Raw genomic sequence first — 25097 nt, 5'->3', positions numbered from 1 at the left:
CTGGTCCTGGCGGCCTCACGGAGTGCTGCGGCAATCCAAAGAAAAAGGCGCGCCCCTGAGGACGCGCCTTTCTGGAGCATGGCTCCGGCCCGCTTATTCGGTAATGTCTTCTTTGACTTCCTGCGCCGTGTCTTCAATGGCCGAACCGCCCGCTTTCACGTCTTTGCCCACGCCTTCGACCGTGTTGCATGCAACCAGGAAAACAGCGGCTACAGCCATCATCGGAATAGTGATCGACTTTTTCATTCTTAGCACTCCTTTCAGTGAGCTGCAGATGGATCAAAAACGCGCCGCCCATGAACAGGTTCCCATCCGCCATCTGATTTTTTTAACCTTGCAGTGAGGACGGAACCTGGGGCGCTGCCAGGCGTTTCCTGATGAGAAGAGGTGGCGCATGAAGCTCGGGACTATTGTCAACGAGAAATCTGGCTCCGTGCCGGAAGATGGGCGCGATCAGTTGTTGGCCTTGCTGGAAGAGCTGGGGCATGAGGTGGCCCTGCCAGCCAGCCTGGAAGCTGATCTTGAGGAGCAGGTCGCGGGGCTGAACGCAGCCGGTGTGGAGGCGATTGCCGTGTGGGGCGGCGACGGCACGATTTGCACCGTGCTTCAAACTTCCAGCGATCGCACGCCTGTGCTGGTGCTTCCCGGCGGGACGATGAACCTGCTGCCGAAGCGCCTGCATGCGGGCGAGCTGAACTGGAAGAAGATTGTCGAGACTGTGTTGGCGTCACCCAAGTCGGAATGGATTCCGGCGGGGGAGGTCGGCAGGCAGAGGTTTTACGTTGCGGCCTTGTTCGGTCAACTGACACATCTGGGGGAATCCCGTGAGGCAGTACGGGAGGGCGCGCTGCTGGAGGCAGTCAGCATCCTGACCGACAAGGACACGCTGGATGTCGAGTCCAGTCTTGAAGTCGAGGTGAACCTCGCGGGCGAGCGCAGGGCGTTTCCTGCAACCGCGGCGGCGGTGCTGCCGGACGCGGATGGCGGTCTGGAAATCGCGGTGGTCGCGCCGGACAATCATCTGGACCTTGCCGCTGCCGCGTTGGATGCAATGGTCAAAGGCTGGCGCGAGGGCGCGCACTTTCACGCGGCGGGGGCAGCTTCGATCCGTATGCGCCATGCCAAGGGGGATGCGATTTCTGCGACCCTGGACGGCGAACCTTGTGAGCCAGGCGAAAGCGTGAGCGTGACTTATATTGCAAAAGCGGCCTGTGTGTTGGTTGCCGGAGGTGGAACTTGAAACTGGCCCACCTCGCAGACCTTCATTTCGGCCGGGAAAACCGAGACGCGTTGAGCGCTGCTGCGGGTATCATCCGGGAACTTGATGTGGATGCGATTGTGGTATCCGGTGACCTGACGCAGCGAGGTAAGCGGGAAGAGTTTCAGGCGGCGCAGGAGTGGCTTTCGAAATTCAGTGCGCCGGTGCTCAGCATTCCGGGAAATCATGACACGCCCTTGCTAAACCTGCCAGCGCGTGCAGCCGACGCATTTGGTCGATATGAGCGCTATTTTGGTGGCCTGACGCGACCGCTCCAACTTGATGGCGTTTCAATTCGCGGGCTGAATACATCGCGGGGATGGCAAGCGCGCATGAACTGGGCGGAGGGCAGCGTAAATCTGGATGATCTTGACGCGGCCATCGGGCCGCCGGATGCCTGCGAAGGTGAAGTTCGCATCGTCGCCTGCCACCATCCTTTCCAGTCTCCCGAGAAAGCCAGCCTGCAGACGGCCACGCGCCGCGGGGCGGAGGCGAGTGCGCGGCTGGCGGCGAGTCCGGTTCAAATCTTGCTGACCGGGCATGTGCATACGCCGCACGCAGAACTGATCCGAGAGCCGCAAGGGCGATATATCGCCATCACGGCAGGTACATTGTCGACGCGGCTGCGGGCGCAGCCGCCAGCATTCAACATTATCTCAATCCAAGACGGGATCGCGGTGCTGAATGTGCAGAGCTTTGAGGGCGGCCGGTTCCACGAGGCGACCCATGGAAGCTGGGACATTGAGCGTGTGGAGCCTATCCGTACACCACGTGTTGTCGAGATGTCTAAAAAATAGGGAGCAAAATGATGCGTAATGCAGCATTTGGAATGAGCGCAGCGTTGTTTGCCAGTATCGTGCTTTCGGCTTGCGGCGGGGAGCCTGAGCCGGTTGGGCCGGTGGAGCCCTCCTTCGACCAGACGACCGAGTCGACGGATACCGATGGCGAAGACAGTGTCCTCCCCGGAACGGGTCTTCCCTCTACGGAGCTGGACATTCCGGAGGGGGCGGCGCCTGGTGAGATTCCTGAAATCATGGAACATCACAACCCGGCGCCCGGAGATACGACCAGCGAAATGTTGGGCGAAACCCAAGAAGAAGCAGAGCCTCCGCTGTAAGGGCGCGCTTTCCGTTGCGGCATTTGGCGAGATTCCATCTTCGGTTTTATGGCCGACTGGCTTAGCCTGCGCTTAATAAAATACCGGACGAGGAAACGAGCATATGTCCCAAACCTTCACGATGACGATCAATGGCCAGGCAGTTTCGGGCAGCGAAACCTTTGGCGTTGAGAACCCTGCGACCGGCGCCGTGTTTGCGCAGGCGCCCGATTGCACGGAGACCCAGCTGGACGAGGCGGTCGCCGCAGCCCGCGCGGCACTGCCGGGCTGGAAAGCCATGCCGATCGACAAGCGCCGCCAGGCCCTGCAGGCGATTGCCGGCGTGATTGCACAGAATGCGGATGAGTTGGGCCGCCTGCTGACGACAGAGCAGGGCAAGCCAAATCCGGATGCGATGGGGGATGTGCTGGGCGGCGCGCACTGGCTGATGGAAACGGCCAAGCTCGACATTCCCGAACATGTTTCCGAGGATTCGCCCGAGCGCCTTGCGGTGACCCGTTATGGGCCGATTGGTGTTGTTGGCGCGATTGTGCCCTGGAACTTCCCGATCATCCTGCTGATGTTCAAGCTCGCGCCGGCGCTGCTGGCGGGCAATACGGTTGTCGTGAAGCCCGCGCCGACAACGCCGCTCACCACGCTGAGGGTCGGTGAGCTGATCCGGGGTATCCTGCCGCCGGGCGTGGTCAATGTCGTGTCCGGTTCTGATCGTCTCGGTCCCTGGCTGACAGCGCATAAAGGCATCGACAAGGTGAGCTTCACCGGATCGACAGAGACTGGCAAGAAGGTGATGGCGAGCGCGGCAAAAGACCTGAAAAAGGTGACGCTGGAGCTGGGCGGCAACGATGCTGCGATCGTGATGCCGGATGTGGACGTGGAGAAAGTTGCGGAGCAGTTGTTCTGGGCGGCGTTCCGGAATGCCGGTCAGATCTGCATTGCGACGAAGCGGATGTATATCCACAAGGACGTGTACGAACCTCTGAAAGCGGCGATTGTGGAGTATGCGAAGTCCGTGAAGGTGGGCGATGGATCGCAGCAGGGCACGCAGATCGGACCTGTGCAGAACAAGGCGCAATACCAGCGCGTTCTGGAGCTTATTCAGGATGCAAAGGACAAGGGATATAAATTCCTGATCGGCGGAAACGCAGCGACTGTGCCGGGCTATTTCGTGCCGGTGACGATCCTCGACAATCCGCCGGAAAATGCGCGGATTGTGCAGGAGGAGCAGTTTGGTCCTGTGCTTCCGCTGATGTCGTTCGATGATATCGACGAGGTCGTCGGGCGCGCGAATGCGTCTGTCTACGGACTTGGCGCCTCCATCTGGACAAAGGATCTGGACCGCGCGCAAGCGCTGGCCTCGCAGCTTCAGGCCGGCACTGTCTGGATCAATGAGAGCCAGCACCTTTCGCCTCATGCTGCCTTCGGCGGGCACAAACAGTCTGGGGTTGGCGTTGAGGGCGGGCAGGATGGCCTGCTGGAATTCTGTCAGGCGCAAACCGTGTTCATGCGCCGGGCTTAAGATATCTGAAGTTTAGTCGAAAACCCCTCCGGAAACGGAGGGGTTTTGTATTAAAAAGAACGTATACGGATTTAATGATTCGAATGGGGGCTTCAGCCGAGACCGCCCATCAGGGTGTATTTCACGTCCATATAGTCGTTCACACCATACTTTGAGCCTTCGCGGCCAAAGCCGCTTTCCTTGCGGCCACCGAAGGGGGCGATGGCGGTGGAAATGAGGCCTTCATTCATGCCGACGATGCCGTAATCGAGGGCAGCGGAGACGCGGAAGGCGCGGCCGAGATCCTGTGTGTAGGCATAGGCGGCGAGGCCGAACTCGGTGTCGTTTGCCATCGCGATGGCGTCGGCCTCGTTCTCAAAGCGGAAGAGCGCGGCGACGGGGCCGAAGGTTTCTTCCCTGGCGATGCGCGCGGCCACCGGCATGTCCAGCAGCACGGTTGGCTCGAAGAAGGTGCCGCCCAGCGCGTGGGATTTTCCGCCGAGCGCGAGACGGGCGCCTTTGCTGAGGGCGTCGTCGATATGGGCGGTGACGGTCTCGACGGCTTCCTCATTGATGAGCGGGCCCTGGTCTGTGCCCGGCTCCATGCCGTTGCCCACTTTCAGTTTTCTCACTGCCTCTGTGAGCTTCTCGGCGAAGGCGTCATAGATGCCGTTTTGGACCAGGAAGCGGTTGGCGCAGACGCAGGTCTGGCCGGAATTGCGGAATTTCGAGGCGATGGCGCCTTCGACGGCGGCGTCCAGATTGGCATCATCGAAGACGATGAAGGGGGCGTTTCCGCCGAGTTCGAGGCTGAGGCGTTTGAGGGTGGTGGCGCTCTGTTGCATGAGTTTCTTTCCCGTGGCGGTCGAGCCAGTAAAACTCACCTTGCGCACCGCCGGATTGGAAGTGAGCTCGTTGCCGATCTCTCCTGCAGATCCGGTGATGACGGAGAGCACGCCAGCGGGGATGCCAGCGCGGGCGGCAAGCTCTGCCATCGCCAGCGCGGTGAGCGGCGTGGCGGAGGCGGGCTTCACGACCATGGTGCAGCCGACCGAGAGCGCGGCGCCAGCCTTGCGGGCGATCATGGCGGCGGGAAAGTTCCACGGCGTGATTGCTGCTGTAACGCCTACAGGTTCGTGGGTGACGAGGATGCGGGCGCCGTTCTTGTGGGCGGGAATAATGTCGCCATAGGTGCGGCGGGCTTCCTCGGCGAACCATTCGATGAAGGAGGCGGCGTAGGCGATTTCGCCTTTGGCCTCGGTGAGGGATTTGCCCTGCTCGGCGGTCATGATGGCGGCAAGGTCGGCCTGGTTATCCATCAAAAGATCGAACCATTTTCGCAGGATACGGGCGCGCTCTCCGGCGATGAGGCCAGCCCATTCAGGGAAGGCGGCGGCGGCAGACCCGATGGCCTGGCGGGTTTCTTCTGCGCCCATTTTTGGGACGGCAGCGAGGATTTCGCCGGTGGCGGGGTTTTTCACGTCGAACCGGGCGCCGGAGAGGGCGCCGGTCCATTTGCCGGCGAGGAAAGCCTCGGTTTTCAGGAGGGAGGAATCCTTGAGATTCAGGGGCATGGGCAATTCTCCGGCGGGACTTATCCAACAGTCAGACCCTCATATAGTTCCCCAGAGGGCGTGATGCGATGGGTGGGGACAGGTGGGGCCGCAGGGGTACAGACCGTGTCAAACAATGTATTTTTGAGGCATTTCAGGATCAAATCGCGGACAGAAGAACACAATAGGAGGACGTTATGAGCGACCCACATCTCAAGGCGCTGGCTGCCTCGATGCCGTTTGCGAAGGCCATCGGGCTGGAGCTGATTCAGGCGGATAAGGAAGCTGTGATTGGCCGGGTTATCGTCGGGGCGGAGCACTGCACGGCGGGCGGAATTGCCCATGGCGGATTCCTGATGACGCTGGCCGATTGCGTGGGTGCGATCGGGGCATTTCTGAGCCTTCCGGCGGAAGCGAAGATGACCACGACGACCGAGAGCAAGACCAACCTGATTGCCGCCGCGCCGGAGGGCAGCGTTCTGACAGCGACTGCCGCGCCGGTAAGTGTTGGCCGCAGGCTTCAGGTCTGGCAAACGCGGATCGAAACGGAGGCGGGCAAGCTGGTCGCGCTGACCACACAGTCTCAGATGAATTTGTAGAGGAAAAAGACGCATGAAACTCGACGGTCTCAAGGTTCTCGATCTCTCGGCGTTCTTGCCTGGGCCGCACATGACGATGATGATGGCCGATCATGGCGCGGACGTGATCATGGTGGAGCCGGCCAATGGCGTGGGCGAGCCGGTGCGGGAGATTGGCGAGCGGACGCCGGACGGGACGACCGTGTGGTTCCGCAATGTGGCACGCGGCAAGCGCAGCCTGAAGCTGAACCTGAAAGACCCGGCGGGCGTGGAGCTGCTGCTGAAGCTGGCCGAGGAAGCCGATGTGTTTGTCGAGGCGTTTCGGCCCGGTGTGGTGAAGCGGCTGGGCGTGGGATACGAAGCGGTGGCGGCGCGCAACCCCAAGATCGTTTACTGCTCCATCTCCGCTTTCGGGCAGACGGGGCAGCATGTGCAGAAACCGGCGCATGACCTGGTGGTGCAGGCGATGACGGGGCTGATGGACCTTGGCCGCGGCCTGAGCGACGGGCAGCCGGCAGCGCCGGGGATTGCGTTTGCCGACGCCTCTTCCTCCCTCATGGCGCTCTCGGCGATCCTGATGGCGCTGTTCCGCCGGGAGCGGACGGGCGAAGGCGATTATATCGACATGTCGATGTATGATGCGGCCATTGCCTGGACGCCGAACGTGCTGGGGCCAACCTTTGGCAAGGGCGTGGCGCCGGAGCCGAAGAAGATGCGCAGCTTTGGCGGGGCGGCGATGAACTCGATCTATCCCACATCGGATGATGGGTTTATCGTGATCGGCGGATCGGAAGTGAAGTTTGCAGAAAACCTCCTGACAGCGCTGGGCCGTGTGGACCTGCTGCCCTATGCGAAGATCCCGCCGGGGGATGAGCAGGAGCCACTGAAGGCATTTTTCCGCGAGACGTTTGCCAGCAATACGCAGGCCCATTGGGAAGCATTCCTGGCGCCGGTCGATTGCTGCTGGGCGGCGGTGCGTAACCTGAAGGATGCGTTTGACGATCCGTTCACGGCAGAGCGCGGCATGGTGTTTACCGACGCCGATGGCAACCGGCATGTTGGCCCGCCAATCCGTTTCGAGAAGGAGCCGCCCCGGCCGAACCCGAAGCTGGCAGGCTTTGGCGAGCATTCGGTGGAGATTGCGCGCGAGGCGGGGTTGAGCGCGGAAGAGGCCGAGGCGTTGAAGGCGCGGGGGGTTATTTAGGGGCTGCGGGGCTGAGGCGGTTGGTGTTCTGGGTCCCGGTCTTCGTCGTTGGCGAAACCGGGATGACGGAGGGGGGGGGCGTCACTCATCCTGAGCGAAGTCGAAGGATGGACGGCAGGGCTGTGCCACGCCCCGGCTCGTCCTTCGACTTCGCTCAGGATGAGCCGTTCGAGATCTAAATCCGCCTACGCATTGCTTCCCACTCTTCCGCCAGCATGGCGCGGTGGCGGGGATCGGCGACGGAGATGAGGGCGTCGGCGCGGGCGTCGATGCTTTTGCCGCGCAGGCGGGCGGTGCCGTATTCGGTGATGACGACATCCATATCGGTGCGCATGACGGTGACGGCGTCTGGCGGGAGGCGCGGGACGATGCGGCTGATTTCGCCGCCCTTGGCGGTGGCCATCAGGGCGGTAATGGCGAGGCCGCCTTCGGAGAGAGCTGCGCCGCGCAGGAAATCATTGAGGCCGCCCTGGCCGGCGACCTGGCGGCCATTGATGAACTCGGCATTGGCCTGGCCGAAGAGATCCACTTCGATCACGGAGTTTATTGCGCGCAGGCGCGGGACGGCGGCGAGCGCGGTGGCGAAATGGGTTTTCGAGACGGGGTGGAAGTAGACGCGAGATTCGCTCGCCATCCGATCATAGAGCGCCTTTGTGCCGGTGGCGACGCCGGTATCGACGCGCAGGGTCGGGTCTGCGTCCAACATGCCGAGCACGGGATCTGAAATCATGCCGGAATAGATGCGCAGGCCGCGCCGCCCCTTGAGGGCGGAAAGGATGGCCTGCTGCACATTGCCGACGCCGAACTGCAGCGCGTCGCCTTCATCGACCAGCGCGGCGATGTGGCCAGAGATGGTTTCGAAGGCAGGCGGGAGCGGGCCGCCGGGAAGTTCCAGGATCGGGTGGTCATCCTCCGCCAGCAGAGCAAATTTCGAGAGCGGGATTTTGGGCGAATTGGGCGGGGCGGGCATCTGCGGGTTGATGATGCCGAAGAGGGGCACGCCGCGCGCCAGCATGAGGGGCGCGTAATCCGGGCTGACGCCGAGGGAGACGTTACCCTCATTGTCCGGCGGGGAAACGAGGAGGATGGCGCCATCGAGCGGGGTGGTGGCCATCCACTGCCATGCCTGGCTGTAGGAGAGCGGCAGGAAGCGCGTGCGCCCGGCATCGAAGGAGGGACGCTGGGCGGCGGGCAGGAAAATGGTTTCGGCGGCGGCATCGGGATGGAAGCCGGCCCAGTCGGTGATGTTGATGCCCGCGATCCAGGCGCCGAGGAAGGTGAGCCCGGCGGAGAGTTCCGGCTCTGCCTTGAACAGGCGCGCGAGGCCGAGAGGCTCGCCACTGGCGCCGCCGATGAAGAGGCGGGCCTGACCGGGCAGGCGGTGGCGGAACTGCTCGAAGGCTTCGGCGAGGCTGGGGAAGGGCAAGGCGGGTCTCTCCGGGATGGCGCGCAACCCTGTTAGCGGCCCCCTGCCTGCTTTAGAAGGGGGCGTGGAGCGCCGCCAAAAAAAGCCCGGCCAGAGGGCACTGGCCGGGCAGGGTCGAGAGAGCCAGCCGCCGGGGGTACGCTGGCGACTGGGAGGGCAGTTGGGGCGGGTCAGTGCAGGTCGCGCTGGTCCGGGTTTGGTTCGTAGGGGCGGGACAGGATCCTGACGCCCGGCTTGATGCCGGAGACCCAACCGTCTTCTGCGGGCGTGTAGGAGGCGTCGGCTTCGGACGTGGGCGGAAGGACACGGCAGCGGGCTTCTTCGATGAAGTAGCTGCCCGGCGGCTCGAAAATCCACGCGCCGCATTTGCTGTCGGCTTCGCAGGCGGCCTGGCATTGCTGCCATTTGCCATCGGCGGGGAAATCCACTTCCGCCGGATCTTCGACGGACATGTCGGTCGTCGTGCGGCCGGTTGGGGAAAGTTGGACGTTGAGCTGGACAGGCTGGCCTTCAAACCAGGGGCCAACTTCTTCCGGCGGGGCGATTTCGACCGGCTCGGCGGGTTCCAGCACCACTTCGCCCAGCGCGTCGCTGAGGCCAGCGGCGTCCTTGGCTTCGAGATATTTGCCGCCGGTGTTTTCCGCGATGCAGGAGACCTTCTCGCTCTCTTCCCTGGAGAGACCGAAGCCGATGACATGGGCGGTGAAGTCGATGCCGGCCTCTTCAAGGGCAAGGGCCGCGGCGCAAGGGTCCGGCGCGCAGGTTTCGAGGCCGTCGGTGACGAGGATGACCGTGGCTTTCTGCTCGGTGTAGCGCAGGGCTTCGGCGGCCTGTTTCACCGCGTCGGTCAGCGGCGTCATGCCTTTGGGGTTGAGCTTGTTGACCGTCGAGCGGAAGGCGGCCTTGTCGACCTTGCCGGGCTTGATGAGGGTCTGGATGTCCTTGCAGTCGCCCTTGCGGCGGTGGCCATAGGCGATGAGGCCGAGTTCGATATCCGAGGGCAGCTCGTCGAGCATTGCGGAGATGGTCTCGCGCGCGGTTTCGATGCGCGTGGTTTTCTTGCCTTCCGGCGTTTTCATTTCGGCCCACATGGAGCCCGACGCATCGAGCACCAGAATGGCCTGGCCGGGGGAGGCCGGCGTTTCCTCGCGGGCCTGCGCCGAGAGGGAAAGGCCGGTCGCCGCCAGGGCGGCGAGGGCGAGCGCGGCAGCCGAAGCCTGCAGCGGGCGTTGGGAGAAGCGTTTCATCTGTTCAGGTCTCTCCAGAGGGGTTCCAGGGACGATGGGGAAGGATGGAGGCCCGCGAAATGCAGGCCATTTCCTCTCAGAACAGCGTTTCGCCGCCAGACCGGACAGGCTGGCGGCGAAAATTTTCAGGGCTCGCGATGGGCGCCTTCTGGGGAGGCAGGCAGGCGGGCTGCCGTCAGCTCCGGTAGGTGCCCTGGCGTTCCAGCATCCAGCCGGGGTATTCGTCGGGCAGGCGCGTGATTTCGTTCAGGCGGTCCAGATCGTCGGCGGAGAGTTTGACTTCTGTTGCGGCGATATTGTCCTGAAGTTGATCGAGGCGTTTGGCGCCGATGATGACGCTGGTGACGGCGGACTGGTGCAGCAGCCAGGCAAGGGCGACCTGCGCAACCGAGCAGTCTTTCGCCGTTGCAATCTCGCGCATCGCTTCGATGGCGGCATAGCCCCGATCCATATTCACGGGCGGGAAGTTGAACGTGGCGCGGCGCCCGTCATTGCCCCGGCCTTCACGGTCATATTTGCCGGAGAGGTATCCCCCTGCCAGCGGGCTCCAGACCATCAGGCCGATATTCTCGGACTTCAGCATAGGGATGATTTCCCGCTCAAGGTCACGCCCCGCGAGGGTGTAGTAGGCTTGCAGGGAATGGATCGGGGCGAGGCGGCGCAGCTCTGCAATGCCAACCGCTTTCATGATCTGCCAGGCGGCCCAGTTGGAGAGGCCAAGATAGCGCACAGCCCCCTTGCGGACGAGCGAGTCGAGGGCGTCTAGCGTCTCCTCGATCGGCACAAGGGGATCGAAGCCGTGGATCTGGTAGAGGTCGATATGGTCGAGGCCGAGACGTTTCAGGCTGGCTTCGGCCTGGTAGAGGATGTGGCTGCGGGAGGCGCCGCGATGGTTCTGGGTGGCGCCCATCGGCCCCATGACCTTGGTGGCGATGACAACATCCTCACGGGCGACGCCAAGATTGCGCAGGGACTGGCCGAGGATTTCCTCGCTGCGGCCATAGGAATAGACGTTGGCGGTGTCGATGAAGTTGATGCCGGCATCGAGGGAGGTTTTGACGAGCGCGTCGGCTTCGTCCTGCTGAAGCTTGCCGATCTGGCCCCACATGCCTTCGTCGCCGCCGAAGGTCATGGTGCCGAGGCAAAGCTCGGAAACGAAAAGGCCGGAATTGCCGAGTTGTCGCATACGCATAGGGAGGGCTCCATTCTTTGGAAGTGGAATGCCCCTGATTTAAGGCGGGAAGGCCGGTGTGTCCGTCGCTGATCCTCTCAAAGTCTTGCCGGATTCTCTCAATTGCGCGTGAGGGCAGTCGCGCGCGGACGCCGACTGTGGTTGAGTAAGGCCATGATGACGGATCTTCAGACCCTCGCCGCCCTGCTCGACCGGCAAGCCCTGGCGCACGGGAGGGAAACGCCTGTTCCGGGGCTGCGCCTGACGCGAACGCAGGCGCCATCGGTGATCCGGTCGGTTTACCGCCCATCTTTTTGTGCGGTGCTGCAGGGGGCGAAGACCTCCATGCTGGGTGAGCGGACTTTCAAGTACCGGGAGGGGCATTGCCTGCTGGCGTCGGTGGATGTGCCGGTGACGGCACGCATCACGGAGGCCTCGCCCGAGCGGCCCTATCTGGCGCTGAGCCTGGAAGTGGACCCCGCTATGGTGGCCGAGCTGATGCCGGCGGCGTCAGAAGAGGCGGCAAGGGACGATGCGTTCTCCGCGCTGCATACGGACAAGCTGGAAGACGTGATGATCGATCCGCTGGCACGCCTGCTCGGCCTGCTGGATCATCCAAAGGACATTGCCGTGATGGCGCCGCTGATCCAGCGCGAGATCGTCTGGCGTGTCCTGAACGGGCCGCTGGGCGGTATGCTGCGTCAGGTAGGCCTGCGCGACAGCCGGGCCGGCCGCATCGGCCGGGCAACCGCCTGGATCCGCGATCACTTCCGCGAGCCGCTGCGCGTGCCTGATCTGGCCGAAATGGCAGGGATGAGCGTCGCGTCTTTCCACCGACACTTCAAAGCGGTGACGACGCTCTCGCCGGTGCAGTTCCAGAAGCTGATCCGCCTGCAGGAAGCCCGCCGGATGTTGCTGGAGAATAAGGAGGTGGCGGCAGTCGGCTACGCCATCGGCTATGAAAGCGCGTCGCATTTCAGTCGGGACTATAGCCGCCAGTTCGGCGCACCGCCGGCACGGGACATTGCCGCCATCCGGGCGCTGGTGACCCGCGAAGTTGCCTGAGGATCAGTCTTCTTCCGGCGGCTCGATCGCGTTCATCCAGGCAAAAAGCGGCTTCAGGGGCAGGATCCAGAGAACGCCGGCGGAAATATAAAAGAGTAGCTGAACCCATGCGGGCAAGGTGCCGACCGGGCCACTGAGGGTTGCAACGCCGATCACATAAGCGAACAGATAAGCCAGCATCAGCAGCATGGCGACAGGCTTTCGCGGGTTCTGCATCTGGGGCTCCGGCGGTGTTTCAGGATGGCTGCGACCAAAGCGACCCTTGATCCGGCCGCCCGTCAAGTGATCTAGGCGGCATGACAACAAGTGCAATTTCCCCCGTTGCCGCAGCCTGGATCCGCCGTTGGCTGATCCTTCTCGGCCTCATGGTCTATGCGATCATCCTCGTTGGCGGCGCAACGCGCCTGACGGATTCCGGCCTTTCCATTACAGAATGGCGCCCGGTCAGCGGGGCGTTGCCGCCGATGAGCGAAGCGGCCTGGATGGCGGAGTTCGACAAATACCGCTCGACCAAGCAATACCAGCTTACCAACTCCGGAATGGCGCTTTCCGAATTCCAGTTCATTTACTGGTGGGAGTGGGGCCATCGCCAGATCGGGCGGGCCATCGGGCTCGTCGCGGCGCTTGGCTTTGCCGTTTTTGCCTGGCGGCGCTGGCTGGGGCAGGGGCTCGGCTGGAAGTTGCTGGGCCTGATCGCGCTGGGCGGCCTGCAAGGCGCGATCGGCTGGTGGATGGTATCCAGCGGCATCGGGGAGACGGAGCGTATTTCGGTCGCGCCTTACCGGCTCATGACCCATTTCATGCTGGCGTTGCTGATTCTGGTGGTCGTTACCTGGCTGTGGCTGGATCTCAGCAGGCGGGCAAAGGCGGATGTGCCGAAGGCCGCGCGGCAGTCGGCCAAAGTGCTGCTGATCCTGATTTTCATCCAGATGGCGGCAGGCGCACTGGTTGCCGGGCTTGACGCGGGCCGCACCTATACCGACTGGCCGCTGATGGCGGGCGAAGTGTTCCCCGCACATTATATACATGCCGAGCTGGGCATCCGCAGTTTCTTCGAAGGGCGGGAGGCGACGCAGTTCAATCACCGCCTGCTGGCCTACATCATCTGGGCGGGCAGCCTTGCGGCAGCGTGGATGTTCCGGGGCACGGGCCTGCGCCGGGAGCTGGCAGTGCTGGCCGGCCTGGTCAGCGCGCAGGCGATCTGGGGGATACTGACCCTGCTGAACGCAGCACCGCTCGGGCTGGCGCTGGTCCATCAGGGGCTGGGCGTGGTGACAACGCTTTGGGCCGTCTACGCGGTCTGGCGCGCAGGCGGCCCGAAAGCGGCTGAGGCGACTAGTCCTTCAGCGTGACAGCGCTGGGATCAATGAAGACGACCTGATGGGTGCCCTCGGTCGTCTCACCGGCGACCACAACGACGCCGCCAGGAAAACCGCCAGCCGGCACAATGCCGTTGGCGGTTACCGCGGTCGGCGCGTCTGGCGCGGTCACGGTGATGCCATCGCGGACAGCAACTTCGCTGGTCGTCATGCCAAGGTCGGTTGAGAACTGGAGCGGGCCGCCATCCTCGATCGAGAGGAGGGCAGAGGTTTCGCCGCGCGTCAGCGCCGCCGTTGCGAAGGCACGCGGGGAGGCCACCAGCGTGTCATAGGCAAAGACGCAGGACTTGATCGGGAAGCCGGCCTCAGTGGTGGCTTCTTCGCGCCACTTCATCTCGCCATTGTCTTCGCTGAGGATGCCGGTGCGTAGCACGAGGTTGTTGGAGATCGTCCAGTAGGCGATCCGCATCAGGCCCATCGTGCCCGCGTCGCCGGTGCACAGGCCTTCGACCATCCGCTCTTCCGGAATCGGCAGGTCGATCTGCGCGGGTGCCACGAGGCCCTCGCCGAAGACGTAAGCCTTGAGGGCGCCTTCTTCAGTCACACCGGGGAAGATGGAAAGCTGCGCATCCTGGATATTTGCAGAGCGGCCATTGGCCAGATCTTTCAGATGGAATCGCGCCGGTTCACCCAGGCGATCGCCTTCCATGTCAAAAAATTCCAGGCCGCCAGCGTCATATGATACCGCCAGGACCGTTCCTGAGCCCGATGAAAGGGCGACATCGCGCACTTTTCCCTGAAGCGGGCGCGTGGACCAAACCGCAGGAAGTTCAATTTCGCCAGCAATTACAGTGTCTTGTGCTGCCGGTTCCGGTGTGGTTTCTTGTCGTCCACAAGCTGTTGCCGTAAAAAGCAGGCTCAGCCCGGCGGCTGCGTTGACAAAGGGAAACGCGGCGCTTAAACGCCAGCCCTTAATTTGCATTCCTGGAACTCCGATAAGCAGAGGCTCTGAGCAGAGCAATGAAAACTTATAACGCACCCGTCGGCGTAGAGAACAAGTGGGTCGTGATCGACGCGACCGACGTCGTCGTCGGACGCCTTGCTTCTTACGTCGCCAAGCGCCTTCGCGGCAAGCACCGCCCTGACTTTACTCCGCATGTGGATACCGGCGATCACATCGTTGTTATCAATGCTGATAAGGCCGTGTTCACCGGCAACAAGCTGGCAGACAAAGTCTACTACCGTCACACCGGTTATCCGGGCGGTATCAAGCAGACCACCGCTGGCAAGATCCTTTCCGGCCGCTTCCCGGAGCGCGCTATCGAACTCGCTGTGAAGCGTATGATGCCGCGTGAAAGCGCGCTGTCGCGCAAACAGTACGGCAAGCTGCGCGTTTACGCCGGCGCCGAGCACCCCCACACTGCACAGTCGCCCGAAGTCGTAGACTTCAAGGCGATGAACCGCAAAAACTCCAAGACGGCCTGATAAACATGACCGATACCGCGAACTCGCTGCAAGACCTTGGTGCCATCGCTGGTGGCACGCCTTCTGCCCAACCGGTGAAAGCCGCTGAGCCGAAGATCGACGCGCAGGGCCGTGCTTACGGCACCGGCCGCCGCAAGGAAGCTGTCGCCCGCGTCTGGATCAAGCGCGGCTCTGGCAAGATCATCATCAACGGCCGTGACCAGGAGCAGTATTTTGCTCGTCCGGTTCTGCGCATGGTTATCGCCCAGCCGCTGATCGAAGCCGGCCGTGAGACCGAGTTCGACGTGATCGCGACCGTCAAAGGTTCGGGCCTCATGGGCCAGGCTGGCGCTGTTCGTCACGGCATCTCGCGCGCGCTCGTTGCTTTCGAACCGACGCTCCGCAGCAAGCTGAAGCCGTTCGGCTTCCTGACCCGCGACCCGCGCGTCGTTGAGCGTAAGAAGTACGGCAAGGCGAAAGCACGCCGCAGCTTCCAGTTCTCGAAGCGCTAATCGCAGCAGCATATCATTTGTCTGGCGGGCGCTTCGGAAACGGAGCGCCCGTTTGTTTTTGTGCCTGACTGGCGGAGGGGCGTATGTTGCCCAAGGTTTTCATCGATGGCGAAGCTGGCACCACCGGCCTTCAGATTGCGGATCGGCTGAAAGGCCGCCGGGATCTTGAATTGATCTCCATCGACCCTGACAAACGCAAGGATGTCGATGCGCGCGCCGCGATGATCAACAAGGCGGACGCCGTAATCCTGTGCCTGCCCGATGATGCTTCGCGGCTGGCCGTCAGCCTGGTGACCAATCCCAATACCGTGGTGATCGACGCCTCGACCGCGCACCGCACATCGAGTGGCTGGATTTATGGCTTTGCCGAGATGGACAAGGCTCAGCGCGCCTCCATCGCTGCGGCGACGCGTATCTCCAATCCTGGCTGCTATCCGACAGGCTTCATTGCGCTGGTACGTCCGCTTGTGGTGGCCGGGATCATCCCGGCGGACTGGCCGGTGACGGTCAATGCGGTCTCAGGCTATTCGGGGGGCGGGAAGCCGATGATCGCCGAGTTCGAAGAGCGCCAGACAGAAGACAACTTCCGCATCTATGCACTCGGCCAGCAGCACAAGCACCCGCCGGAAATGAAGAAGTTCACCGGCCTTTCCCACACGCCGATGTTTACGCCTGCGGTCGGGCGCTACGCACAAGGCATGATCGTGGAAGTGCCGCTGCCGCTCTGGGCGCTGCCGTCCAAGGCCAAGCGCAAGGATGTGCACAAGGTGCTGACAGCGGCGTATGCCAATGAGCGCTTCATCAAGGTGGCGACGCTGGCGGAAGCGGACGCGATCAAGTCGCTGGATGCAGAAGGTTGCAACGACACCAACCGGCTTGAGATCTACGTGTTCGGCACGGATGAGCAGGCGCGCCTGGTTGCGCGGCTGGACAATCTCGGCAAGGGCGCTTCGGGCGCTGCGGTCCAGAACCTCAACATTGCGCTTGGGCTTGATGAAGGCGCCGGCCTCGTCGCCTGAGTGGCTGACGCCAAGGCAGAATGCCTTGAAGGGACAAGCATGCCGCGTTAGTGGTTTCCCCCTTGGCGGTGGATCGCCTCGGGGAGATTGCATGCCGGAATTCAAGGGGCCGAAGTTCAGCGCCAGCCGGCTTGCCAAATGGCTGGGGCGGCGGTTGGAGCAAACCGTCAGCACACGGCCTGGTACCTATGTATTCGAGACGCCGCCTTTCATCGCCCGGCAAACCGTCCGCAACCGCAAAACGGGCGCACGCACGCGCTTCCTGATCCGGTCGAAAAACGACCTGTCGATCGCCAAGCAGATCTTTGCATCGGAGGATTACCGGGTCGACCGGTTGGCGCGTTTCGCCGACATTCGTGCGCGATATGAGGCGATCCTCGCTTCTGGCCAGGTGCCGCTGATCGTTGATTGTGGCGGCAATATTGGCCTCTCATCCCTCTATTTTTCCGAGCACTTTCCGGAGGCGCGCATCGTGGTGGTGGAGCCCGACGATGCCAATTTTGCGGTGCTCAGCGACAATTGCCGGGGGCGGAACATCATTCCGGTTCAGGCGGGCATCTCGTCGGAATCCCGGCGGGGCCGTGTGGTTGATGTCGGGCGAGGCAGCGCCGCCTTTCAGGTGGAGGCTGATCCTGAGGGCGACCTGGCCTTTGTCACGGTGCCTGAAATCCTGTCCACACACGGCGCAGGCGCGGCGCCCTTCCTTATCAAGATCGACATTGAGGGGTTTGAGCAGGACCTCTTTTCAAAGCCATCGCCCTGGTTCGATGATTTCTATCTGGCAATCATCGAGTTGCACGACTGGATGATGCCGGGGCAGGCAAGGTCGGGAAACTTCCTCAAGGCGGTCGCGCCGCTGAACCGGGATTTCCTGCATATCAACGAGAACATCTTTTCGATTTCAAACCGTCGTCCCGCAGCCTGAGGCCTTGCTCAGGTTGGCAGCGGTTCGAACAGTCCCTGTTTCGCCGCGCAGACATCGGCATAGAATTCGGTGACCGCCGCAACGCCGGCATCCCGGTTGAACCGGTGCATGTCGTATTGGTCCCGCATGATCACGCCGGGAATTTTTCCGGCCAGCCGATTGGAGATGGCTGCTGCCAGAGCTGCCGCGTTGCCTTCCGGGAAACGGTTGTCCGGCCGGTCGCGGAAGATCTCCTGAAAGCCTTCAAGATCCGAGGCAAGCAGCGGCGTGTTGCAGGACATCGCCTCAAGCGCGACGAGCGCAAAGGGCTCGTGGCGTGAGGGCATCACCACCAGATCGGCAGCGTTATACCAGTCGGCCGGCGCCTTGGAGTAACCTGCAAAACTGATCCGGCAGTCTGGCCCGGCGAGGGCCTTCAGCGCTTCAGTTTCGGAGCCATCGCCAACGATCGCCAGGCGAATGTCGGAGCGATCAATCTTTCGGAAGGCGCGGATCAGCGTGTCGACGCCTTTTACCGGATCAAGCCGGCCTACAAAGACTGCAAGCGGCGTATCAGGATAGGCGCCGACGCTTTGGCGGCAGGCCTCAGCGGCGCCGGGCGCGCTGGCGTTCAGCTTGGGCGCCCAATTATTGACCTTCTTTACCAGGCCCTTGAAGGATTGCAGGCCTTCCATCTGCCAATCCGCAAGCGCATGCACGCCATCGAAATGCTCCATCGCATTCTTCTTGAAACGAATATGCAAGGAGATGACCGATGCCGGGCGGGCGGGCATAAGGCGCAGCCACTTCGCTGCCTTGCCGCCATGGCAATGGATGACATCTCCGCGCAGGCGCCGCAGCGTAGAGATCAGGCCAATCGGATAAATGCCATCGAAGGAGACCTGTTTCACCTCCGGTGGCTTCAAATCGAGGGAGTGACCCGGCAGGGCGGGCGTGATCACTGTCACATCATGCCCCAGCGCGGCCTGACCTGCAGCAAGATCAAACGCATAGCGATTGGCGCCGGAGATTGCAGACGTAGAGCAGACGTGCAGGATTTTCATAGCGTGGCAACCTCCCGCCGTAGCTCAAGCTAGTGGCGAGCCTCATCTGGAGCAGGAATACGTCGGAATCGCGGCAGGGCTGCCGCGCGCGCATTTTCTACTTTAACGAAGATGCGCGGGCAACAAAAAATGGTTTGCTTTCCCGCAAACACTGTCGCTGGCGCCTGGTATATTCATTCAGTCGGAAGCTTGATGTCTTCTGATCGTTTCTTGACGTATGTGCCAGGCGCAGCGCCCAGCCCCATGTCCTTGGGGGGGATCGCTTTTACCTTGCGGCCGGACTTCGGCTTCAGCCAGGCCCACCATGTCGGCCACCAGCTGCCCGGTATTTCCTGCGCGCCCTCAAGCCATTCTTTCGCAGAGCCTTGATCCAGCGGGCCTGGATTGGTCCAGTGCTGGTATTTGTTGGCATCCGGATGATTGATCACGCCGGCAATGTGGCCTGAACCGGAGAGAACGAAGGTGGTGTCGCCGCCAAAGATTTTCGTTGTGCGGAACACGCTTTCATACGGCACGATATGATCGTCGCGGCTGGCTTGCAGCATCACGGGGATCTTCACATTGCCGATGTTCACTTTTTCTCCGAGGACGGTGTACTCGCCCTTTGCAAGGCGATTTTCTGCGTAGCATTGGGAGAGGTACTGTTTGTGAACCGGGCCGGGGATATTGGTCTGGTCGGCATTCCAGTAGAGCAGGTCGAAGGGCTTGGGCTCTTTCCCCAGCATATACTGGTCAACCACATAGCGCCAGACAAGGTCGATCGGGCGTAGCCAGTTGAAGGTCTCGTACATGTCCTTGGCGGGCATAATGCCGCCATGGTTGTCAATGATCGAGTAGACGTAATTGCGACCGGGGCCATCGGTGAACACTTTGAGGTCGCCGGCAAGTTCAAAGTCCGACTGCGACGCGAAGAAGGTTGCCGAGTCGATCTTGTTGTATCCCGTTGCGGCCATATGGCCGAGTACGGAAGTGAGCAGGGTGCCGCCGATGCAATAGCCGACAGCATTCAGGCTCTTCGCGCCGGACGCCATCAGGGCGGCTTCGACAGCGGCGTAGATGCCCTTCCGGGCGTAATCGTCCCAGGTGAAGTCCTTGCTGACCTCATCGGCATTGCGCCAGGAGACAACGAAAACCGTCAGCCCACGGTCGACGAGCCAGCGGATCATCGAGTTCTTTTCCTGCAGATCCAGGATGTAGAACTTGTTGATCCAGGGCGGGAAGATCAGCAAGGGCTTGGCGTGGACCGTTTCCTGCGTCGGGGCGAACTGGATCAACTCGATCAGGTCGTTACGGAAGACAACTTCGCCCGGCGCCGTGGCGATATTCTCGCCAATGGTGAAGGGGGTGTGGTCGCTCTGCGTGATGTGGAGCTTGCCGCCGCCTTTGCGGATGTCTTCCCGCGCGAGGCGCAGGCCGGCCAGGACGCTTTCCCCGCCGCTTTCGATGAAGGCTTTCAGGGCTTGCGGATTGGTGCCTAGGAAGTTGGTCGGGGCGAGGCTGTCGGTCAGCAGCTGCATGAAGAACTTCGCCCGGCGGTGGATGGGTTCTTCAATGTCGGGCGCGCGATCGGCCAGGCTCATCATCCAGCGGGCGTTGAGGTCGTAAGCCTTCCGGATGAATTTGAAGGTGGGGTTGGCCTGCCATTCCGGGTCGGAGAAGCGCTTGTCCTTCACCGGGGGCGCTTCGGCCTCGAAACTCTCAGTGACCATTTCCTGCCACAGCGTCATCCAGCCCTGCATCAGGTCCATATTGGCCTGCATCAGTGCCATCGGATTGCGCGCGAGGCTCATGCCGACCTGGCCGAAGGCGTCTCCGGCGCCCATCGGGTCGCCCTGCGCCACAGTGCCCAGCGGGCCCGATCCGGTCAGGACTTCTGCAAGAAGGGACTGGGATTCGGTATTTGCGAGCGCCAGCGTTGTCATCAGGACTTGCAGATGTGCCGGGTCCTGCGCCATCAGCAAGGAGGCGAGGGATGGAGTATCTGCCGTTGGTGTCTTGTTCCCGCCCATATATCTTAGTTTCGCCCGGTTTTGTGGGCTTATCTATCCTTCAGAATGTTTGTCATTTAATGAGTTTAACCATGAAAATCACGGCGATTCCCCTCCTGATTGTGCCTGCCATGCTTGTGGCGGGGTGTACGTCATCGTTCACCAAGGTGAGGGAAGCCGTCAACAGTGCGCCTGAATGGTATGGCGAACGGCGAGCGGAAATCCGTGGCGAGGGGTATCCGGACCTTGCCGCGCTGCCGCAATCGGACCCCAAGAATGATCCTGGCGACCGCCTTCGGGCGCAGCTGGATCGCAGTGATGCGTTGGATCAGGCCTTCGCAGATGCGCGCGCTGAGGTTGCCGCAGGTGGCGCAGAGGAGATCCTGGCCATCGCGGAGAATATTCGTGGTAATTTCGACGCCATGCCGCCGGAAGCGGATTTCCTGACAGACGCCGAAATCACTGCCATCCGCAACAAATTCAATGTACCCCGCGTAACCCGAGACGAGTTCTGAGAGCCCCCCAAATGAACACCGATTTTCATAAAATCCGGCGCCTTCCGCCTTACGTTTTTGAGCAGGTGAACCGCACCAAGGCGGCGCTTCGGGCGAAGGGCGCGGACATCATCGATCTCGGCATGGGCAATCCGGACCTGCCGACGCCCAAGCATATCGTCGACAAGCTGATCGAAACGGCCCGCAAGCCGGACGTGAACGGCTATTCCGCCTCGCGCGGCATTCCGGGCCTGCGCCGCGCGCTGACCGATTACTATAAACGCCGGTTTGGCGTGGTGCTGGACAAGGACCGGGAGGTGATCGTCACGCTCGGCTCCAAGGAGGGCTTTGCAAATCTCGCCCAGGCCATTTCTGCGCCGGGCGACGTGATCCTGGCGCCGGACCCGTCCTATCCGCTGCACCATTTCGGCTTCATTATCGCGGGCGCCTCAATCCGCGGCGTGCCGGCGCATACGCCCGAGCAGTACCTGTCGAACCTCGGCCGGGCCGTGAAATATTCCGTGCCGCCGCCGACGGCTATGGTGCTCTGCTTCCCGTCGAACCCCACGGCGGCCGTCTGTGATCTCGACTTCTACAAGGAGGCGGTGAAGTTCGCGAAGAAACACGATCTCTGGGTGCTGTCGGACCTTGCCTACAATGAGATCTATTTCGACGAGCCGACGCCTTCGATCCTGCAGGTGGACGGCGCGAAAGACATCGCGGTGGAGTTCACCACGATGTCGAAGACCTATTCCATGGCCGGCTGGCGCATGGGCTTCGTGGCGGGCAATGAGAAGCTCGTCGGCGCGCTTGCCCGTGTGAAGTCTTATCTCGACTACGGCGCCTACACGCCGATCCAGGTGGCGGCTGTCGCCGCGCTCGATGGCCCGCAGGCCTGCGTGGACGAGACCCGCGCGATCTACAAGGCCCGCCGCGATGTGCTGGTGGACAGCTTCACCCGCGCGGGCTGGCCGGTGCCGAGCCCGAAGGCTTCGATGTTTGCCTGGGCGCCGATCCCGGAACAGCTGCGCCATCTGGGCAGCCTCGAATTCGCGCTCCAGCTCATCAATGAAGCGCATGTGGCCGTGGCCCCCGGCGCCGGCTTTGGCGAGCATGGCGACGATTACGTCCGCATCGCGCTGGTAGAGAACGAGCAGCGTATCCGTCAGGCTGGCCGCAACATCCGGAAGTTCCTCGCGGCAAGGGGCGTGAAGGAAATCAAGCCGGTCGCGGCGGAGTAGGGGCGAATTGTGCGGGGTGAGTGAACCTTCTGGTTCGCCGCCCTGCCAAGCCTATCTGACGCAGCAGTCCGGTATGACCTGTCCGGAACGATTGAAAATTGGCACGCGGCGCCCTGTAAAGTAGTACGGGTCCACATACCTTTCTTGTGTCGAAAAGACGATCTGGCCGTCCAGAAAGAGCGCTTCCGGTTTCAACTGCCCAGCATACCGCGAATACGGATGGCCGTTTTCGGAATAATCGACTCTCAAGCTGTCCGAGCGACCTGCGGCGTACGCTGTCAGTGCATCAACGCTCGGGCTGTCATTGCCGCAGACAGCAAAGCCATTCCATGCGTCCTCCCTCAGCCACTCATGTTTCCACGATTGAACCTCTTTCGTGGACGGATCGATTTCGTCCGGCTGAAAGGGAACGATCGGCCAGACATCGTGATAGCCGTCGCTTTCATACTGCCCTCCGCGAAAGAATGCTCCACCCCCTTGGGATTTTCTTGCGCCGAACTCCCGGTAGTCTCTTTGATGGCTGGTGAAAGATGTTCCCTCGAAATCGAGACTTTCCAACAGTGCCCGAAAAGGGCGCGCGAACTCTTGATCAACCTCGCTCGAGCTTACCCATTCCTGCCCGTTGTCCGGTAACATGCGCAAGACATCATCCCGCCCTTCAGCGGGTACCTCCAACAGGCCCATGGCATGACAAAGATAGGTTAGTGCGTTCCGGCCACCGTTGATCGACCGGAGATATTTCTCATGCGCGCGGCTTGATCCAGTGTACGCGACCTTTTGATGGCCCCAAGGGCCCGGCAGGGCGCCAACGGGCTCAAATTCGGCTTCTGATTTTTCCAGCCAGGCCCGCCATTCTTCCAGGCTCGCTTTTGCGATGCCACTGCTCAGAAGTTCGATTTTCGCATACGGACTTTCATAGGCCTTGTCAGACAGATAGCCGATGGCAAAGCCAATGTCGTTGACGTCCGGATACCACATCAGCACCGGCAGAAAGCTGTCAGACGACAGGCTTGTATCTACCTTGTCTTCATGCCCCCACCACAAGTCAGCATCGCACACATCCGGTGTACGCACGCCGATCAGTTCGCCAGAGTTGGTCGGGACCAGCATGATGTGGGGCGCCATGCCGAAGAAGGCGCTGGACGTTGTGTAACTCCAGTTCTGTGTGATTGCCCCGCAACTTGCCACATAACCGATCTCAACGATTTCGCCGGTCGCCTTGACGCGTACATCTGCAAAGACGCGGAAAAAGCCGGAGGGCTCCGGCAGGTTTCGGCCATATGGTGCGCGACCGCTTTCGCCTGTCCTTGCCTCTCGGCAGCTGGCGACGAATGCGATTGCGAACAGGCCAATGGCAAAGTCTGCCACCTGAACCCAGCGGAACTTTTGACTATCGACGTCTGCAAGCATGCGTACCCTCCAGGAGAAATATAATCTCCTGTAAGTGTAAAAATTTCTGCTTCAAAAAGGCGGATTTCGACCAAATGCATTGACCCAAGTGACGGGACGCAGCTCATCGAACTGGGCGCAACGCCAGAGTTCGGAAGCCCGGCTTAGCGATGCGCACCGCTCCAAAGGTCTCCATCCCGCCTCTTCCCCCGCGCGCTCAAAAAGGGTAGGCAGCAGCCCGAACCGAATGAGATGAAAAGGGGCGCCTTGTGGGGCCTTTGAGAATTGGGATTGCCGGCCTTGGCCATGTGGGCTGCGGGCTGATCGAACTGGTGCAGCGTCAGGAACGCCTGCGCCTTCCGGGCCGTGTGGAGATTGTGGGCGTCAGCGCCCGGTCGCAGAACCGTGCCCGCCCTGTGAATATCGACGCCTACGCCTGGTATGACGACGCCGCGACGCTGGCTGAAGACTCGCGTGTGGACGTGTTTGTGGAGCTGATGGGCGGCTCTGATGGCCCGGCGAAGTTTGCCGTGGAATCGGCCCTGCGCGCGGGCAAGCATGTCGTGACGGCCAACAAGGCGCTGATTGCCAAGCATGGCAATGCGCTGGCCGCGCTGGCTGCCGAGAAGCAGGTGGACCTGCTGTTCGAAGCGGCTGTCGCTGGCGGTATCCCGGTGGTGCGCGTGCTGCGTGACAGCCTCGCGGGGACCGAAGTGACCCGCGTTTCGGGCATCCTGAACGGCACCTGCAATTTCATCACCTCGACCATGCTGGAAACCGGGCGTTCCTATGAGGACGTGCTGGAAGAAGCGCAGAAGCGCGGCTTTGCCGAGGCGGACCCGACGCTGGACGTTTCCGGCATGGACGCAGCCCACAAGGCGGCGATCCTTTCGGCGATTGCCTTCTCTGCAGACCTTGATTTTTCGAAGGTTTCGGTGCGCGGCATCGAGGAGATCGGCCTTCTGGACCTGCGCCTGGCTGACCGGCTGGGCTTCCGCATCAAATTGATCGCAGAGGGCGTGCTGACGCCGGCGGGCGTTGTGTGCCGTGTTGAGCCAATGGCGTTGACGAACGGTCATGCGCTGGCCCGGATCGACGGGTCGCTGAACTCTGTCCGCGTTGAAGGCGATCCTCTGGGCGCGGTCGTGCTGACCGGCCCCGGCGCCGGTTCCGGCCCGACGGCCAGCGCCGTGATGGGCGACGTGGCCAAGCTGTTCCGCCCTGCCATCCGCAATGCTTTTGGCCGCGCCGAGCACCATCTGGCCCAGCCTTTCGTGACCGGCGGGCAGGAGGAGGTTTCCCCGTTCTTCCTGCGCGTGCGCCTGACCGACAAGCCGGGCACGCTGGCGGCGTTAACCGAAGCGCTCGCAGAAGAGGGTGTCTCGGTCGACAAACTGCTGCAGGATTCTGCCGATGAAACCGGCGCGAGCCCTGTGGCCGTGGTAACCCATCGATGCCCGCGGGCGCAGATCCTGTCGGCCATTTCCCGAATTGAAGCGCTCGGCGTGACCGTCGAGGCTCCCAGATTGATCCGAATCGAGACGGCAAGCTAATTGCTTAAGCCGATCCAAACCCTACGCATCCCGACC

Annotated in this window: 26 protein-coding genes; 16 read left to right on the top strand and 10 right to left on the bottom strand. The window is 62.0% G+C overall.

Annotated elements, in window-relative coordinates:
• Positions 1 to 93 precede the first annotated feature (93 nt).
• Positions 94 to 246 (bottom strand): entericidin A/B family lipoprotein, encoded by a 153-nt coding sequence (locus tag K1X12_RS13925; RefSeq protein WP_220988165.1) that lies wholly within the window; start codon positions 244 to 246, stop codon positions 94 to 96.
• A gap of 148 nt (positions 247 to 394) precedes the next feature.
• Between K1X12_RS13925 and K1X12_RS13920 the strand changes: the two genes are divergently transcribed.
• The 4 genes from K1X12_RS13920 (at position 395) to K1X12_RS13905 (ending at position 3891) form a co-directional block, all read left to right on the top strand.
• A complete protein-coding gene (locus K1X12_RS13920; RefSeq protein ID WP_220988164.1) occupies positions 395 to 1240 on the top strand; it encodes a diacylglycerol/lipid kinase family protein in 846 nt (281 codons plus the stop codon).
• Positions 1237 to 2055, top strand: a complete 819-nt coding sequence (locus K1X12_RS13915; protein WP_220988163.1) for a metallophosphoesterase family protein — start codon at positions 1237 to 1239, stop codon at positions 2053 to 2055. Before K1X12_RS13920 ends, K1X12_RS13915 begins: the two co-directional genes overlap by 4 nt.
• A gap of 11 nt (positions 2056 to 2066) precedes the next feature.
• Positions 2067 to 2375: a hypothetical protein gene (locus tag K1X12_RS13910; RefSeq protein ID WP_220988162.1), complete on the top strand. Its 309-nt coding sequence runs from the start codon at positions 2067 to 2069 to the stop codon at positions 2373 to 2375.
• A 103-nt stretch (positions 2376 to 2478) separates the two neighbouring features.
• Positions 2479 to 3891, top strand: a complete 1413-nt coding sequence (locus tag K1X12_RS13905) for an aldehyde dehydrogenase family protein (RefSeq protein ID WP_220988161.1) — start codon at positions 2479 to 2481, stop codon at positions 3889 to 3891.
• 92 nt (positions 3892 to 3983) lie between these two features.
• Here the strand turns inward: K1X12_RS13905 and K1X12_RS13900 are convergent, their stop codons facing one another.
• Positions 3984 to 5438 (bottom strand): NAD-dependent succinate-semialdehyde dehydrogenase, encoded by a 1455-nt coding sequence (locus K1X12_RS13900; protein WP_220988907.1) that lies wholly within the window; start codon positions 5436 to 5438, stop codon positions 3984 to 3986.
• Between the two features lie 182 nt (positions 5439 to 5620).
• On the opposite strand from K1X12_RS13900, the gene K1X12_RS13895 reads away from it, so the two are divergent.
• From K1X12_RS13895 to K1X12_RS13885, 3 genes are read left to right on the top strand one after another with little or no spacing between them, the layout of a single operon-like run.
• Positions 5621 to 6022, top strand: coding sequence for a PaaI family thioesterase (locus K1X12_RS13895; RefSeq protein ID WP_220988160.1), 402 nt, complete (start codon positions 5621 to 5623; stop codon positions 6020 to 6022).
• A 13-nt stretch (positions 6023 to 6035) separates the two neighbouring features.
• Positions 6036 to 7205: a CaiB/BaiF CoA transferase family protein gene (locus K1X12_RS13890; protein WP_220988159.1), complete on the top strand. Its 1170-nt coding sequence runs from the start codon at positions 6036 to 6038 to the stop codon at positions 7203 to 7205.
• Between the two features lie 23 nt (positions 7206 to 7228).
• Positions 7229 to 7384: a hypothetical protein gene (locus K1X12_RS13885; protein WP_220988158.1), complete on the top strand. Its 156-nt coding sequence runs from the start codon at positions 7229 to 7231 to the stop codon at positions 7382 to 7384.
• Here K1X12_RS13885 and K1X12_RS13880 read toward each other — a convergent pair.
• The 3 genes from K1X12_RS13880 to K1X12_RS13870 all read right to left on the bottom strand — a co-directional run bounded on the left by K1X12_RS13880 (position 7381) and on the right by K1X12_RS13870 (position 11070).
• On the bottom strand, positions 7381 to 8631 hold the full coding sequence (locus K1X12_RS13880; protein WP_220988157.1) for an acetyl-CoA hydrolase/transferase family protein: 1251 nt from the start codon (positions 8629 to 8631) through the stop codon (positions 7381 to 7383). The two genes, K1X12_RS13885 and K1X12_RS13880, sit on opposite strands and share 4 nt — an antisense overlap.
• 170 nt (positions 8632 to 8801) lie before the next feature.
• On the bottom strand, positions 8802 to 9878 hold the full coding sequence (locus tag K1X12_RS13875; RefSeq protein WP_220988156.1) for a VWA domain-containing protein: 1077 nt from the start codon (positions 9876 to 9878) through the stop codon (positions 8802 to 8804).
• Positions 9879 to 10053: 175 nt separating this feature from the next.
• Entirely contained in the window at positions 10054 to 11070 is a 1017-nt protein-coding gene (locus tag K1X12_RS13870; protein WP_220988155.1) for an aldo/keto reductase, read from the bottom strand.
• 153 nt (positions 11071 to 11223) lie between these two features.
• Between K1X12_RS13870 and K1X12_RS13865 the strand changes: the two genes are divergently transcribed.
• Positions 11224 to 12114 (top strand): AraC family transcriptional regulator, encoded by an 891-nt coding sequence (locus K1X12_RS13865; RefSeq protein ID WP_220988154.1) that lies wholly within the window; start codon positions 11224 to 11226, stop codon positions 12112 to 12114.
• Positions 12115 to 12117: 3 nt separating this feature from the next.
• Here K1X12_RS13865 and K1X12_RS13860 read toward each other — a convergent pair whose 3' ends face one another.
• Positions 12118 to 12330, bottom strand: a complete 213-nt coding sequence (locus tag K1X12_RS13860) for a DUF2842 domain-containing protein (protein WP_220988153.1) — start codon at positions 12328 to 12330, stop codon at positions 12118 to 12120.
• Between the two features lie 80 nt (positions 12331 to 12410).
• On the opposite strand from K1X12_RS13860, the gene K1X12_RS13855 reads away from it, so the two are divergent.
• A complete protein-coding gene (locus K1X12_RS13855) occupies positions 12411 to 13466 on the top strand; it encodes a COX15/CtaA family protein (protein WP_220988152.1) in 1056 nt (351 codons plus the stop codon).
• Here K1X12_RS13855 and K1X12_RS13850 read toward each other — a convergent pair.
• Positions 13450 to 14142, bottom strand: a complete 693-nt coding sequence (locus K1X12_RS13850) for a hypothetical protein (RefSeq protein WP_220988151.1) — start codon at positions 14140 to 14142, stop codon at positions 13450 to 13452. The genes K1X12_RS13855 and K1X12_RS13850 overlap by 17 nt on opposite strands.
• Positions 14143 to 14453: 311 nt before the next feature.
• Between K1X12_RS13850 and rplM the strand changes: the two genes are divergently transcribed.
• The 4 genes from rplM to K1X12_RS13830 all read left to right on the top strand — a co-directional run bounded on the left by rplM (position 14454) and on the right by K1X12_RS13830 (position 17353).
• Entirely contained in the window at positions 14454 to 14918 is a 465-nt protein-coding gene (gene rplM / locus K1X12_RS13845; protein WP_220988150.1) for a 50S ribosomal protein L13, read from the top strand.
• 5 nt (positions 14919 to 14923) lie between these two features.
• Positions 14924 to 15409: a 30S ribosomal protein S9 gene (gene rpsI / locus K1X12_RS13840; protein WP_220988149.1), complete on the top strand. Its 486-nt coding sequence runs from the start codon at positions 14924 to 14926 to the stop codon at positions 15407 to 15409.
• Positions 15410 to 15492: 83 nt separating this feature from the next.
• Complete coding sequence (gene argC, locus K1X12_RS13835) at positions 15493 to 16428, top strand: N-acetyl-gamma-glutamyl-phosphate reductase (RefSeq protein ID WP_220988148.1); 936 nt, start codon at positions 15493 to 15495, stop codon at positions 16426 to 16428.
• Positions 16429 to 16519: 91 nt separating this feature from the next.
• Complete coding sequence (locus K1X12_RS13830; RefSeq protein ID WP_220988147.1) at positions 16520 to 17353, top strand: FkbM family methyltransferase; 834 nt, start codon at positions 16520 to 16522, stop codon at positions 17351 to 17353.
• Between the two features lie 8 nt (positions 17354 to 17361).
• Here the strand turns inward: K1X12_RS13830 and K1X12_RS13825 are convergent, their stop codons facing one another.
• Both K1X12_RS13825 and K1X12_RS13820 read right to left on the bottom strand, forming a co-directional pair.
• Complete coding sequence (locus tag K1X12_RS13825; RefSeq protein WP_220988146.1) at positions 17362 to 18396, bottom strand: glycosyltransferase family 4 protein; 1035 nt, start codon at positions 18394 to 18396, stop codon at positions 17362 to 17364.
• A 173-nt stretch (positions 18397 to 18569) separates the two neighbouring features.
• Complete coding sequence (locus K1X12_RS13820) at positions 18570 to 20405, bottom strand: PHA/PHB synthase family protein (RefSeq protein ID WP_220988145.1); 1836 nt, start codon at positions 20403 to 20405, stop codon at positions 18570 to 18572.
• Positions 20406 to 20476: 71 nt separating this feature from the next.
• Here K1X12_RS13820 and K1X12_RS13815 point away from each other — a divergent pair, with 71 nt between their 5' ends.
• Together K1X12_RS13815 and K1X12_RS13810 are read left to right on the top strand one after the other, a co-directional pair.
• Positions 20477 to 20899 (top strand): hypothetical protein, encoded by a 423-nt coding sequence (locus tag K1X12_RS13815; protein ID WP_220988144.1) that lies wholly within the window; start codon positions 20477 to 20479, stop codon positions 20897 to 20899.
• A gap of 11 nt (positions 20900 to 20910) precedes the next feature.
• Entirely contained in the window at positions 20911 to 22119 is a 1209-nt protein-coding gene (locus tag K1X12_RS13810; RefSeq protein WP_220988143.1) for an LL-diaminopimelate aminotransferase, read from the top strand.
• Between the two features lie 51 nt (positions 22120 to 22170).
• Here K1X12_RS13810 and K1X12_RS13805 read toward each other — a convergent pair whose 3' ends face one another.
• Entirely contained in the window at positions 22171 to 23529 is a 1359-nt protein-coding gene (locus K1X12_RS13805) for a hypothetical protein (protein WP_220988142.1), read from the bottom strand.
• Positions 23530 to 23777: 248 nt separating this feature from the next.
• On the opposite strand from K1X12_RS13805, the gene K1X12_RS13800 reads away from it, so the two are divergent.
• Complete coding sequence (locus K1X12_RS13800; protein ID WP_220988141.1) at positions 23778 to 25061, top strand: homoserine dehydrogenase; 1284 nt, start codon at positions 23778 to 23780, stop codon at positions 25059 to 25061.
• Positions 25062 to 25097 lie beyond the last annotated feature (36 nt).

It is taken from the genome of Hyphomonas sediminis (assembly GCF_019679475.1).
In the GTDB taxonomy this organism is placed as follows: Bacteria; Pseudomonadota; Alphaproteobacteria; order Caulobacterales; family Hyphomonadaceae; genus Hyphomonas; species Hyphomonas sediminis.
Note: the sequence above shows the minus strand (reverse complement) of the source record. Positions and strands in the feature narration are given on the sequence as shown.